Below are 13,576 nucleotides of genomic sequence, written 5' to 3' on the forward strand. Positions count from 1 at the left end.
ATTTCTTATCCTTATTTTCTAAAACGAATCGTCAGGCTTGCATAGAAAGCTCTTCCCGGTGTAATGGTCGAATAAGGTTTCTTCGTATTCCAGGGACGGTCGTCTACCCAGTCGAACAGGTTCTCAACACCCAAACCGGCATTCAGAATGAAATATTTCAGATTGAATGTATGTCCTGTATTCAAATCCCAAAGCATAAAACCGGATGAATCATAGTCATACGTTTCGGAATATCTCTTTCCCTGTCCGCGACCAACCATATTGATGTTCAGTCCATACAATCCCCAGTTCTTAGACCATTGCGCATTTACGTTTCCTGCATACTTGACACTTTTGTCAATCGGTTTGTCCGTTATCAGATTTCTTGCATCCAACAGCGTATAGCCGGCTCCCAGATTGAATCCAAGTCCCAGGTAAGCATTTGCATTTACATTCACCCCTTTGATTCTCACTTTATCGATGTTGTCACGCTGGCGCACTTCATCATAATCACCGTACTGTGCAGCTTCTTCATCGCTCAAAGTACGGTAATTAATCATATCCGTCACATTATTTACAAAAGCCGTTGCTGATACAGAAAAACGGGAATGAGTATATTCCAGATTCAATGAGAAATTCTTGCTTTCTTCCGGTTTCAGTTCCAGATTTCCGATAGTATAGCGATTGGTAGTCTTTGCCAGATCCGTAGCGTAAATTTCAGAAAGAGTAGGCGTGCGGAAACCTGTTGCAAAAGACAATCGGCCACGGAAACCACCCTCCCTATACATAATAGAAGCTGTCGGAGTGAAATGATCTTCAAATGTTTCATTATAAATGTAACGCAATCCCACTACTGCTTGCAGAGATTCGGCAATCGTCCACTCATCCTGTGCATATAAAGCCATGGTGTAGAGCGTCTTATTAGAGATATTGTCCGATTCACTTTCCAGCTTTTCATCCAGATATTCCAATCCGGCAGACAGTTTGTTCTTGCTGTTCACCTTGATAATACTCTTCACATTTCCCCGGTAAAAATATTGTTTCTTACGAGTTTCCTTATCTCCAATCTTGAAGTCACCGCTTTCCTGAATATAGTCATAAGCCGACTTGTAATTGTCCGAATAGAAATCGGCATCGATATATGCTTTCTTATTCACAATATACTTCATACCGAAACCATACGTATAATTCTCATGATACATATTATATTTATATTCCGTTACCGGACGGTCATTCAGGAAATTATAGTACGAACCCTGTGCATACAGCGTTGTCTTATGATTCAGAGAATAAGAGAAACTCTGGTTGACCGTATTCGAATGATAACCGGTGAAAGCCTGTTTATCGGTAGGATCCAGTTTCACTTCCCCTTTTTTATTCACCGTTTCGGTCATCGGATGAAGTTTCCAGCCATCCGACTGTTGGCGTTGGTAAGAAGTATACGATGAAAGTTTGCCAACATTCAAATCCAGATTCACAGCTTCCGAAAAACGTCCGTGGTCACTCACCTTGGTAGTGCTCGATGCGTCAATCTTGTTTTTGCTGTCATCCGTGATGATATTAATAACTCCACCAATGGCATCACTACCATACAGCGCAGATGCCGAACCGTTCAGTATTTCAATTCGTTTCACGTTTGCCATGTTGATGCGCATCAACGCATCATCGCCAATCAGTTTCCGTCCGTTCACTAATACAAGGATATAATCGCTATTCAAGCCATTAAGCACCATTTCCGTTCCCATACCGCTGGTAGAGAAAGAAAAGTTAGAAGTGAGTTTGGTAAGAGCCTCCTCAAGATTCGTAACATTGGCCTCCTTGATATCTTTGGCAGTCAATACATTTACCGGGATGGGACTATCCACCATCCGGCGATGTGTTCCGGTTCCGGTCACTACCACCTGGTTTAAATTGTTATGACTTTCCGTCATGCGTATCACGACGTCATTTACACTCTTTGAAGTGGAATACCGTTGCGGTTCATAATTGAGATGTGATACTTGCAGGGTTTGTTTGCCATCAGGCAATCCCTTGATTATAAACTCTCCTTTTGCATTCGTAGTTCCCCCCTGCAGACTATGGTCCACCCGAATATTCGCTCCGACAACAGGCTCTCCGGTTTCAGAATTCAACACACGCCCCTTGATTGTAACCTGAGCGGACACAACACAACATACACCGACCAACATGGTGGTCAAAATAAGTTTTTTCAACATTTTGTGATTATGCTTAAATTTCTATAGTTTATGTTCTTAGCCCCGAGAACAAGTTAACTATTGTTTCTTCCTTAGGCAGGTTTCCTGACTTCATCCTGAAAGTTCGCCTTCCCGTGCATCCGGCACAGTGGCAGTAGTAAAACTTTCAATAGATGGATGTTACAGTAGCGGGCACTGCTCCGGATTCACACCGGATTCCCTTTTATGTTCAATCGGACGATTGAAAACATCACCTAAAGTGCTGCAAAATTACTACATTTAATTTGTATCTCATAACATATCTAAAAATATTTTTAGTAACACGAAATTTACACTACCTCTCAAGAAAAGAAACTGATTATTATTGTACTTTTGCAACATTACCTCAATTAATTATTTTCAGGATGGAAAAGAGCGTTCAGACAGCAATCATTTTAATTTCCGAGTCAAGTCTGCCCATAGCCAGGAATATAAGCAGAGAGTTAGCAGAATCCGCCATATACCTCAAAGGAGAAGCAGAGGGATGCGAAACAATCACCTCGTACAGCGGATTTATGAAAGAACATTTTTCCGATTTTAAAGCAATCGTTTTTATCGGTGCACTCGGCATCTGTGTGAGAAGTATTGCTTCCTGCATCCGGAACAAATATACCGATCCGGCAGTGATTAACGTTGACAGTACCGGACGTTTCGTTATCTCCGTACTGTCCGGACATATCGGAGGCGGCAATGAACTGACACGAATCGTTGCGGGAATCACCGGAGGGGAAGCCATCGTCACCACCCAAAGTGATAATCAACAGTTGTGGGCGCTGGATACGTTTACCTCCCGTTACGGATGGAGAACTTCGGCAACACCGGCTTCCATGAATCAGGCTATTTTTCAGTTTGTGAATAAACACAAGACAGCCCTGCTGCTTAGTGTCAAGGATAAAGGAACGGCCGAACTTGAACAGAGCTGTCCGGAACATACAGATATCTATTATAGATTGGAAGAAATACCGCTGGCCGAATACCAATTACTCATCACTGTTGGTCCGTGGGAATATGACGCTCCTATCCCGACACTGCAGTTCTATCCGCCCGTGCTTCATATCGGGGTAGGCTGCAAAAAAGAATGTTCTCCACAAGGAGTCTGCATTTATATGAAAGATGAATTATTGCGACACCATCTTTCTCCACTTGCAGTGAAAAGCATTTCAACGATTGAACTGAAAAAAGACGAACCGTTGATTGCAGAATTACATACGCAGTTCTCAAACAGTGAACTACATATTTATAAAGCCGAAGAACTGGCAGATATCAGCGTTCCGAATCCCTCCGAAAAAGTGAAAGAAGTGACAGGCGTTGATGGGGTGGCCGAAAGTTCTGCTATCCGTGCCTCCGATTACGGCAGATTGTTGATGGAAAAGCAAAAAGGAATACTATCCGAAGGGAATAATTTCACCTTTGCCGTAGCACTTTCTGCTGATAGTGACCGCAACAACGGGCATATCGAGATTGTGGGGGCCGGTCCGGGCGACCCGGAATTGATTTCTGTAAGAGGCAAGAGAATGCTGGAAAAGGCAGGCCTCATTCTTTATGCCGGCAGTCTGGTGCCACGCGAACTGACGTATTACGCCAAACCGGGCGCTACAGTCAGAAGCTCGGCAGACATGACATTGGAGGAACAATTCACCCTCATGAAGTCTTTCTATGACAAGGGATTGTTTGTGGTACGTCTCCACACAGGTGACCCGTGTATTTACGGAGCTATTGCCGAACAAATGGCATTCTTCGACCAATACGGAATGAGGTATCACATCACTCCCGGCATTTCTTCTTTTCAGGCCGCAGCAGCAGCCCTCAAATCACAGTTCACCATTCCTGAAGAAGTGCAAAGCATTATCCTCACACGTGGAGAGGGTCGGACACCGATGCCTGAGAAAGAAAAACTTCATTTGCTGGCGCGCTCGCAAAGCACGATGTGCATCTATCTAAGTGCTGCTATTGTGGAGCAGGTACAGGAAGAACTCTTGCAAGCCTACTCTCCCGAAACGCCCGTAGCTGCCTGCTACAAACTCACTTGGAAAGAAGAAAAGATATATCGCGGCAAGCTGAAAGATCTTGCTCAAATTGTCCGTGACAACCATCTGACTCTTACTACCCTGCTTGTAGTCGGTAATGCCATCGACCACCGGGAGGGATTATCCAGACTATATGCTGATGAATTCAAACATCTTTTCCGCCCATGATACTGATTTTCGGAGGAACGACGGAGGGACGCACTGCCGCTGAAACCCTCGATGAAGCAGGACAACCCTTTTATTATTCCACACGTGGCACCCTTCAGGAAGTCACGTGCAGAAATATGACGCGACTGACCGGCAACATGGATTCAGAAAAAATCATTTCTTTCTGCCGTGAACACGACATCCGATTAATAATAGATGCCGCCCATCCATTTGCGCAACAACTCCACCAGAATATCTTCCTCGCGGCAAAAGAATTAACGATCAAGGTAGTGCGCCTGGAGCGTATCTATCCGGAATTATCGGAGGAAATCATTTGGTGTGATGACTTCGAAGGCGCCGTCGCCCGTATGAAACAGGACGGTATAGAGAAACTACTGGCTCTTACCGGCACTCAAACTATTACCAAGCTACAAGGTTTCTGGAAAGAGCATGACTGTATCTTTCGGGTTCTGGAACGGTCGGAATCCGTAGATATTGCCATAAAGGCAGGATTCCCCAAAGAAAAACTGATTTTCTATCAACCCGAAGAAGATGAATCACTCCTTTTTAAGCAACTTTCCCCGCAAGCGATTATCACAAAAGAAAGCGGCAGTTCGGGAGGCTTCATCGAAAAAATAGAAGCTGCTCTGAAAAACGGAATCAAAATTTATGTGGTCCGCCGTCCTCCCCTGCCCGAGGGCTTTATTACAGTAAATGGGAAATACGGATTGAGACGGGCTGTTGAACTAAATGTACCGGGATTTTATGCCCTAAGAAGTGGATTCACTACCGGAACCTGCGCAACAGCCGCAGCCAAAGCCGCTTTACTTGCATTGACAGAAGAATGTTTTGAAGAAAAAACGGAAGTGACATTACCGGATGGAGAAAGGGTCGTCCTACCTATATATAAGGTAGAAAAAACGGATGAGAATACCGCCACTGCCAGTGTCATCAAAGATGCCGGAGATGACCCGGACGTTACCCACGGACATCAGATTGTAGCCACTGTATCTTTTTCCGATTCTCCCGGCATACATTTCCTGCAAGGAAAAGGGGTGGGAAAAGTCACACTTCCCGGATTGGGATTAGCCGTCGGTGAACCTGCCATTAATTCGACTCCCCGGAAAATGATCGTCAATGAACTATCCTTGCTTTATGGAGGAGGGCTGGACGTAACTATCAGCGTTCCCGAAGGAGAAACACTGGCTCTGAAAACATTCAACCCGAAATTGGGAATTATTGGAGGGATCTCCATTATCGGAACTTCGGGTATTGTGAAACCTTTTTCTTCGGAAGCATTCGTCGATGCCATACGCAAGGAAGTGGAAGTGGCCTATGCAGTTAATGCGGAACGATTGGTTATCAATTCCGGAGCCAAAAGTGAGAAATTTGTCCGGAGCCTCTATCCGAATCTCCCTCCACAGGCTTTTGTGCATTACGGGAACTTTATCGGAGAGACATTAAAAATAGCAGCAGAGACTGGTTTTCAAAAGGTAAGCATGGGGATTATGATAGGAAAAGCGGTAAAACTGGCAGAAGGACACTTGGATACTCACAGCAAGAAAGTGGTAATGAACAAAGACTTTTTAAAAGAAATAGCTATTCAGTGCAGCTGTTCAGATGAGACTTTAGCATTGATCGAACAAATGACGCTTGCCCGCGAACTATGGGGAATACCAAACAAGAAAGATAAAGAAATTTTGTTCAACAAGTTGGTGCAACTATGTCATATACACTGTACACCACTTTTTCCCAAAGGAGAGCTCGCCATTTTATTAATCAATGAGACTGGGGAGATTTCATATCAATTTCACTCTACCCTATTCTAAATCTATTATTGGCAGGTTTATTTCTATGCGGTTTTGAAATAAGTCAAGTCATAAAAAATAAGCTGAAACATAATCCCAGCGAGCATTTACTAGAGAATTAAAAAGTGAAAATCTGCTGTCATCTGTCACATCTTTGTATTTAAACTTCTGACAATGAATGAGTAGTGGTGTGACGGCAGCATGTGACAGCACAGTGACAGTACTTTTGCTGTCACATGTTCTCCCACGATTCTTTCTTCTCTTCCTTTTCTCTTTCCTGAAAATCACAACCTGTATAGCTTCATATTTTTTAGTCATAGAAAAACATTCGTTTCATACCTTCAAACCATTGGTTTCATGGGATGGAACTTTAGTTTCATAAGCTTGAAACTCTAGTTCCAATTGCTTGAAACCATTAGTTTCAAGGCTGGAAACTCTAGTTTCTCTTAGTTGAAACTTTAGTTTCAAACAAAGGAAACTTGCTTGGAACTTGCTTCTAAAAGAAGGAGTGAGAAGAGGTGACAACAAAAGTACTGTCACTGTGCTGTCACATGCTGCCGTCACACCATTACTCATTCACTGTCAGATGTTTAAATACAAACATGTGACAGGTGACAGCAAATTTTTACTTTTTAATTCTGTAGTAGAGTGTTAAGAGATTATATTTCGGCTCATTTCCATACAGTTTTGAGGATTTTTTGAATCAACTATATCTGCTATTCACCAGATAACCGGACACCAACTTGAGCAATACCTCAATGTCTTCCGCTTTTCGAACTTCATTCTCCGGCAAATGCAGCAAAAATCCTTCCGTCTGAAGATTACCTGTTTCTATGTAAACATCAGATTCAATCTCACGTCCTGCCAGAATTCCATTTCGCAAAAGAGCTTTCCTGACCATCGCATACTTTTGGCCATGCCCTTCAAGACGCATCTTTACAGAATATTCATTGTTGATTTTAAATAATCCTGTATTTTGGTCGAACATGATTCCTTTACGGGAAAAGAAGTTACTTAATGTACCATTCAGTGACAAGTCTTCAGGAGTTCCGATAGTCACACCGTTTTCTTTATCCATCATCCAGACTTTATCGGCAATCTGTAAAGCCAATTCCAAATCATGGGTACTCATGAAAATCGTTTTCCCCGTATCGCGGGATAATCGATGCAACAGTTGCATCATCTCCACTTTACTTGGAAAATCAAGGAAAGCAGTCGGTTCATCCAGAAAAATCACAGGTGTTTCCTGCGCCAACGCTTTGGCAATCATTACCTTTTGTTTTTCTCCGTCACTCAACGTATGCATCATCCGACCGGTTAGCACCTCTATCCCCACACCGGCTATCGCACGGGAAACAATTTCTTTATCTCCTTTCTTCAACACTCCCCAAAAACCGGTATAAGGACTTCTTCCTAACGCTACCATCTCTTCCACCGTCATATTACGCAAGTCGCACTTTTCTGTTAGCACCACACTGATGACTTTCGACATATCCGCATCGGAATATTTCTCAACCTCTTTATTCATGATCCGAATCTCTCCCGACAATTTCGGTAGGAAACCGGACAGTGTATGCAACAAAGTGGACTTTCCCGCTCCATTGGCTCCAAGCAGACAAGTGAGTTCGCCAGCATAAATACTGGCATTGATATCACGGGCTACGATATACGTTTTATGCTTTCCTTTATAGCCTGTGGCCAGGTTCCTGATAGTTATGGTTTCTTGCTCTTGCATGTTAAGTTTCTCCCTGTTCTGATTATCATTCATTTACCTCTCCCTTACGCTTACGGAACAACACCGACACTACCACCGGTGCACCGACCAAAGCTGTGACGGAGTTGACCGGCAAAGCACCTTCAAATCCCGGCATACGGGCTATCAGATTACACAATAACGCCATTGCCGCCCCTACCAGTAAAGAAGAAGACATCAATATCCGATGGTCGGAAGTACGGAACAAAGCACGGCAAAGATGCGGCACAGCCAGTCCCAGAAAAACAATTGGGCCACAATAAGCCGTTACAATCGCCACCAAAGCTCCGGAACAGGAGATTACCAACAAACGGGCACGTTTGATATTCAAGCCCAGATTTCGCGCATAACTGTCTCCAAGCAACAACAGATTCAATGTCTTAATCAACAGAAAAGAGAGTGGAAGAAGTACAGCCATTGTGCAAAGGAATGGGAATAACTGGTCACCGGAAATACGGGAAAAGCTTCCTAATCCCCAAATGACATACGCGCGAATATCTTCTTCAACACTGAAAAACTTCAAGACTCCAATCACAGCATTGGCTACATAACCAATCATCACACCGATAATCAACAGAGTCACGTTTCCTTTTACTTTCTGTGAGGCGAAAGCAATAAGCGCCATGATAGACAATGCTCCTGCAATAGCGGCAACCGTCAGCGCCAATTCACCAATCAGCCCCAGACTGCTCAACGCCACTCCTCCAAGACTGCCTGACAATAAAACGACAAAAGCTACTCCCATACTCGCTCCGGAACTAATCCCCAACACTGAAGGCCCTGCCAATGGGTTTCTGAAAACTGTCTGCATCTGCAATCCGCTGACGGACAACCCTGCTCCGGCAACCAACGCAGTGACTGCCTGGGGCATTCTCGATTTCCAGATAATATTCGTCCAGATGTGGTTCTCATGATCTCCCCACAGGCAAATATCCCATACAGCACGAAACGGTATAGATACAGAACCCAATACGAGATTCAGGAAGAAAAGAAAAAAAATCAATCCAACCAACAGAAGCATCAACAACCAGACAGGAGTTTTCATATCCTTCTCATTTTAAAAGCTCATAAAAAACGGGAGTATATTCCGGTAGCAGTTCCGGATGAAATACTTTAATCAAATCTTTCAGCAGCACTTCCGGATGAGTGGGAACATTCTCATAATAAGGTTTCTCCTTGAGATTGCAATAAATCACTCCTTTATCTTTGAATGCCCGGAAATCAGCATACCGGGAATCCTGCGCTTTCAAGGCGTCGTAAGTGAACGTGCCGTTATGACTGTTCAATATCCGCCAATAATCAGCACTTTCCGCGCGGCTATAAACAGTCTCAAAGTCTAAAGTCACTCCACCTGTATTCGGATCATCTTTTAGGAAATAATCGGCACCGGCATCCCGGAAAAGTTGTGCGAGGAAATTACGTCCTCCTACGGCGTACCAGTTGCCGCCACGCAGCTCACCACTAAAAACAACCGGCTTTTTCTCAATCTTTGCCGTCAGCTGCTTCAATGTATTATATTCAGTCTTAATCGAATCAAAGATCGCATTTGCTTTCTCCTCTTCTCCAATCAGCAGACCGATAAACTTAATCCATTCTGCCTGCCCGAGGGGAGAATTCTCTTTATATCCCAAATGCGGAATCAAAGGAATACCTACCTCTTTCAATGCGTCATATCCTCCCCGTTTAAAAGGAGAAATCAGAATCAGATCGGGATTCATGGAGATAATGACTTCATTATCAAAGTTCCCCTCTATCCCTATCTTACGAATTTTCTTCTCTTTCAACCGGCGTTTTACTTCCTCATTAAACAAATGGCGGGTACTTGTGATACCTACCACATGATCCAACTCATCCAGTTTTATAAAATTGGACAGCTGCAACGAAGTCATACAAATGATATTCTTAATCGGAACGGGCTGCACTACATAATCAGCGGATACTTTATTTTTCGCAAAGGCTTCCTTATCCCTGACAAACGCATACTGATAAATTTCCCCTTTACCTTTTTCTTTCTGCGGGTCTTGAATAGTTACCAGACACCCTCCCTCTACATATTGCACTTCGAAACCTTCAGCATATTCCGGAAGAATGATCCGGGAGGAATCAGAGGTGCTAACCGCCACTCCGACTGCCTGCGTATTGTTTTTACTTTTCTGTCCACAAGAAACGAGAAATAACAAAAGGCAAACAACCGGCCAGTATTTTCCTTTCAGCCGCATACTATTATATCTGCTCATATTTTATCTATAAGATTAATCTTCAGATTATTCAAGTATTTTTCGAACCTTACTCCCGGAAAGTATCGAAAACTTCATTCTGGCAGGTCTTCTGACTTACTCCATTTTCCTGACGCCCTTCCCGCCTCTTCATGATCGAGACAGTGGATTTGAGTATTGCAGGAAAACTTCAGCGGAGCTTACAGCAGCGGGTCTGTTCAGGATTTTCACCTGATTCCCTTTTCACCACTCTTTCCGTAGCATCGGAAAAGTGACACCAAAATTCACCTTGCAAAGATACATAAATAGGAATGATTTCGGAGAAAATGCAATAAAAAAAGAAAGAATATCTCCAAAGATACTTATCTTTGCCCCACAATGTCAATCTTCAGACACCGAAAATTATTTATTCATTTAAAAGATACACGAATAAAGATGAAATCTCCTATTTCAATCCTCACATGGCTATGTCTTCTCTTCCTGGCTAGTTGTATATCCAACAAGAAGACTTCTCTCGAGGCTTTCAAACAGGATGTCTATACACCTGAATATGCTACCGGATTCAAGATTATGGGTGCGGACAATACCGCCAGCACACTTATTCAGGTTTCCAATCCATGGCAGGGAGCCAAAGACGTGAAAATGTCTTATTTCATTTCCCGCAACGGTGAACAAGCGCCTGCCGGATTTACCGGTCCTACGATTCCTGCCGGAGCCAAACGCATCGTATGTATGGCTTCTTCCTACATCGCCATGTTCGACGCATTAGGACAAGTGGACAGAATTATCGGAGTATCGGGCATCGACTATGTATCCAATCCATATATCCTTGCACACAAAGATTCTATTAAGGATATGGGACCCGAAATGAATTATGAGTTATTATTGGGACTGAAACCGGATGTTGTCCTGTTATACGGTATCGGAGATGCGCAAACTGCCGTAACAGACAAACTGAAAGAACTGTTTATACCTTATATGTATGTAGGAGAATATTTGGAGGAATCACCGCTTGGTAAAGCCGAATGGCTGGTAGCTCTTTCCGAATTAACAGACAGCAGGAAAAAAGGCATCGAGATATTCCGTGAAATCCCTAAACGTTATCAAGTTTTGAAAGCGCTCACCGAATCGGTAGAGCAACGTCCTACCGTTATGCTCAATACCCCGTGGAACGACAGTTGGGTGATGCCTTCCACACAAAGTTACATGGCACAATTGGTAACTGATGCGGGTGCGGATTACATCTACAAAGAAAACAATTCTAACAGTTCCACTCCCATCGGACTGGAAACGGCTTACAAACTGATACAAAAGGCCGACTACTGGATTAATGTAGGCATGGCTTCTACGTTGGATGAACTAAAGACGGTCAATCCTAAATTTGTAGACGCCAAAGCTGTACGCGAAAAAACTGTTTACAACAACAATTTACGAACAACACCGACAGGAGGTAATGACTACTGGGAATCTGCAGTAGTACGTCCCGACATCGTATTGCGTGACCTGATTCATATCTTTCACCCCGAACTCGTATCCGATTCACTTTACTATTACAGACACCTGGAATGAAACAGCCTGATAAACGTACTCCCTTTTTATTCATTACACTGGGTATAGTTGCCATACTGTTATTACTGATAGACATGGCAACGGGAGATACATATATTCCTATCACCAAGGTATGGGCTGTACTCACCGGAGGCGAATGTGACGAAATGACACGGAATATTCTCCTTTCTATCCGTTTCATACGGGTAGTGGTAGCGGCTTTGATAGGAATAGCACTCTCCGTTAGCGGTTTACAGATGCAAACAGTATTCCAGAATCCGTTGGCAGATCCTTACCTGCTGGGAGTAAGTTCCGGTGCAGGACTGGGCGTAGCTCTGTTCATACTAGGTGCTCCATTACTTGGATGGGCGGAGTTTCCAATTCTTCAGTCGCTGGGTATCGTAGGTTCGGGCTGGATAGGAACTGCCGTAATCTTATTGGGAGTAGCCATTATCAGCCGGAAAGTAAAAAACATTCTCGGTGTATTGATCATGGGAGTTATGATAGGCTACGTAGCAGGCGCTATCATTCAGATACTCCAATACCTAAGTTCGGCCGAACAACTGAAAATGTTCACACTCTGGTCAATGGGATCTCTTAGCCATATCACAGTCACCCAATTGGGAATCATGATACCAATGCTATGTATCGGCTTACTGATTTCCGTAGCCTGTATCAAATCGCTGAACCTGCTACTGCTCGGTGAAAATTATGCACGAACGATGGGAATGAACATTAAACGTTCACGCACGTTCATCTTCGTTTCTACCGCACTGCTGACAGGAACGGTCACCGCTTTCTGTGGTCCGGTAGGATTTATCGGCCTGGCAGTACCGCACGTCACACGACTGCTGTTCAACAACGCCGACCACCGGATACTGGTCCCCGGCACCATGCTGACAGGGCTTATCAGCATGCTTCTCTGCGACATCATCGCCAAGAAGTTTCTGCTTCCGGTTAACTGCATCACCGCCTTACTAGGTGTTCCGGTTATTTTATGGGTAATTGCTAAAAACTTGCGTAGATTCAAATGATAGAACTTAAAGAACTGACATTAGGATATGGACAGCGCACGCTGTTGGAAACGGTAAATGCCCGAATCACAGGCGGACAACTCGTTGCCCTGTTAGGACGTAACGGAACGGGAAAGAGCACCCTGCTCCGTGCTATGATGGGGCTGGAAAAGCCTCAATCAGGAGAGATTACTCTGCAAGGAAAAAACATAGCATCATTGAAACCGGAAAAATTAGCCCGGAATATAAGCTTTGTCACCACCGATAAAGTACGTATCGCTAATCTCCGCTGTAAAGATGTAGTAGCCTTAGGGCGTGCTCCCTATACCAACTGGATCGGCCAACTGCAACCGGAAGACCAAAAGCGGGTGGATGACGCTATGCAGCTAGTCGGTATGTCCGGTTATGCAGAAAAGACAATGGATAAAATGTCCGATGGCGAATGTCAGCGAATCATGATTGCCCGTGCTCTTGCACAGGATACTCCCGTCATCCTGCTTGATGAACCGACCGCCTTCCTGGACTTACCTAACCGCTACGAGCTCTGTTTGCTTTTAAAGAAACTGGCACAGGAAGAAAAAAAATGTGTCTTATTCTCCACTCATGACCTCGACATTGCCTTATCGCTTTGCGACTCCATCATGCTCATCGATAATCCGCAGATGTACACGCTGCCTACTCCGGAAATGGTGGCTAGCGGACATATAGAAAGACTTTTCCGAAATGAATCCGTCACGTTTGATGTGCAGGAGATGAGAGTACGCATCAAATAAACAAACAGATATCCGACAAGAATCAGACTGTGTATAAAATAAATAGGTAGCATTCATTTGGGTTCCTATATAAATTCG

Annotated in this window: 9 protein-coding genes and 2 riboswitches; of the genes, 5 read left to right on the forward strand and 4 right to left on the reverse strand. The window is 43.9% G+C overall.

The genetic code is table 11. The annotated features are described in order from the left end of the window. Positions 1 to 11 precede the first annotated feature (11 nt). Positions 12 to 2,195: a TonB-dependent receptor gene (locus H8796_RS24940; protein ID WP_008024874.1), complete on the reverse strand. Its 2,184-nt coding sequence runs from the start codon at positions 2,193 to 2,195 to the stop codon at positions 12 to 14. A gap of 56 nt (positions 2,196 to 2,251) precedes the next feature. After that, positions 2,252 to 2,447: riboswitch (cobalamin riboswitch) on the reverse strand. A 131-nt stretch (positions 2,448 to 2,578) separates the two neighbouring features. Here H8796_RS24940 and cobM point away from each other — a divergent pair. Both cobM and cbiD read left to right on the forward strand, forming a co-directional pair. After that, positions 2,579 to 4,408, forward strand: coding sequence for a precorrin-4 C(11)-methyltransferase (gene cobM / locus H8796_RS24945; RefSeq protein WP_117934171.1), 1,830 nt, complete (start codon positions 2,579 to 2,581; stop codon positions 4,406 to 4,408). Then, a complete protein-coding gene (cbiD, locus tag H8796_RS24950; protein ID WP_008998862.1) occupies positions 4,405 to 6,216 on the forward strand; it encodes a cobalt-precorrin-5B (C(1))-methyltransferase CbiD in 1,812 nt (603 codons plus the stop codon). Before cobM ends, cbiD begins: the two co-directional genes overlap by 4 nt. A gap of 682 nt (positions 6,217 to 6,898) precedes the next feature. Here the strand turns inward: cbiD and H8796_RS24955 are convergent. From H8796_RS24955 to H8796_RS24965, 3 genes are read right to left on the reverse strand one after another with little or no spacing between them, the layout of a single operon-like run. Next, the gene (locus H8796_RS24955; protein ID WP_233530308.1) at positions 6,899 to 7,930 is read right to left on the reverse strand and encodes an ABC transporter ATP-binding protein; all 1,032 of its coding nucleotides are present in this window, start codon (positions 7,928 to 7,930) and stop codon (positions 6,899 to 6,901) included. Positions 7,931 to 7,955: 25 nt separating this feature from the next. Further along, entirely contained in the window at positions 7,956 to 8,993 is a 1,038-nt protein-coding gene (locus H8796_RS24960; protein WP_117934174.1) for an iron ABC transporter permease, read from the reverse strand. Positions 8,994 to 9,000: 7 nt separating this feature from the next. Beyond that, on the reverse strand, positions 9,001 to 10,185 hold the full coding sequence (locus H8796_RS24965; protein WP_081352696.1) for an ABC transporter substrate-binding protein: 1,185 nt from the start codon (positions 10,183 to 10,185) through the stop codon (positions 9,001 to 9,003). Between the two features lie 63 nt (positions 10,186 to 10,248). Beyond that, a riboswitch (cobalamin riboswitch) is annotated at positions 10,249 to 10,461 on the reverse strand. Positions 10,462 to 10,599: 138 nt separating this feature from the next. On the opposite strand from H8796_RS24965, the gene H8796_RS24970 reads away from it, so the two are divergent. The 3 genes from H8796_RS24970 to H8796_RS24980 are packed head-to-tail and all read left to right on the forward strand — an operon-like array spanning position 10,600 to position 13,498. Then, on the forward strand, positions 10,600 to 11,733 hold the full coding sequence (locus tag H8796_RS24970; protein ID WP_187343894.1) for an ABC transporter substrate-binding protein: 1,134 nt from the start codon (positions 10,600 to 10,602) through the stop codon (positions 11,731 to 11,733). Next, complete coding sequence (locus tag H8796_RS24975; RefSeq protein WP_049702091.1) at positions 11,730 to 12,746, forward strand: iron ABC transporter permease; 1,017 nt, start codon at positions 11,730 to 11,732, stop codon at positions 12,744 to 12,746. The genes H8796_RS24970 and H8796_RS24975 overlap by 4 nt, the downstream gene beginning before the upstream one ends. Continuing rightward, positions 12,743 to 13,498: an ABC transporter ATP-binding protein gene (locus H8796_RS24980; protein ID WP_004299412.1), complete on the forward strand. Its 756-nt coding sequence runs from the start codon at positions 12,743 to 12,745 to the stop codon at positions 13,496 to 13,498. The genes H8796_RS24975 and H8796_RS24980 overlap by 4 nt, the downstream gene beginning before the upstream one ends. The last annotated feature ends 78 nt before the right edge of the window (positions 13,499 to 13,576 follow it).

The sequence above is a fragment of the Bacteroides sp. M10 genome, from assembly GCF_014334015.1.
GTDB classification, from domain to species: Bacteria; Bacteroidota; Bacteroidia; order Bacteroidales; family Bacteroidaceae; genus Bacteroides; species Bacteroides intestinigallinarum.

Coding starts and splice junctions, on each gene's coding strand:
- cbiD (WP_008998862.1), top strand. CDS start 4,405: ATGATACTGATTTTCGGAGGAACGACGGAGGGACGCACTGCCGCTGAA.
- H8796_RS24975 (WP_049702091.1), top strand. CDS start 11,730: ATGAAACAGCCTGATAAACGTACTCCCTTTTTATTCATTACACTGGGT.
- H8796_RS24980 (WP_004299412.1), top strand. CDS start 12,743: ATGATAGAACTTAAAGAACTGACATTAGGATATGGACAGCGCACGCTG.
- H8796_RS24965 (WP_081352696.1), bottom strand. CDS start 10,185: ATGAGCAGATATAATAGTATGCGGCTGAAAGGAAAATACTGGCCGGTT.
- H8796_RS24970 (WP_187343894.1), top strand. CDS start 10,600: ATGAAATCTCCTATTTCAATCCTCACATGGCTATGTCTTCTCTTCCTG.
- H8796_RS24940 (WP_008024874.1), bottom strand. CDS start 2,195: ATGTTGAAAAAACTTATTTTGACCACCATGTTGGTCGGTGTATGTTGT.
- H8796_RS24955 (WP_233530308.1), bottom strand. CDS start 7,930: ATGCAAGAGCAAGAAACCATAACTATCAGGAACCTGGCCACAGGCTAT.
- cobM (WP_117934171.1), top strand. CDS start 2,579: ATGGAAAAGAGCGTTCAGACAGCAATCATTTTAATTTCCGAGTCAAGT.
- H8796_RS24960 (WP_117934174.1), bottom strand. CDS start 8,993: ATGAAAACTCCTGTCTGGTTGTTGATGCTTCTGTTGGTTGGATTGATT.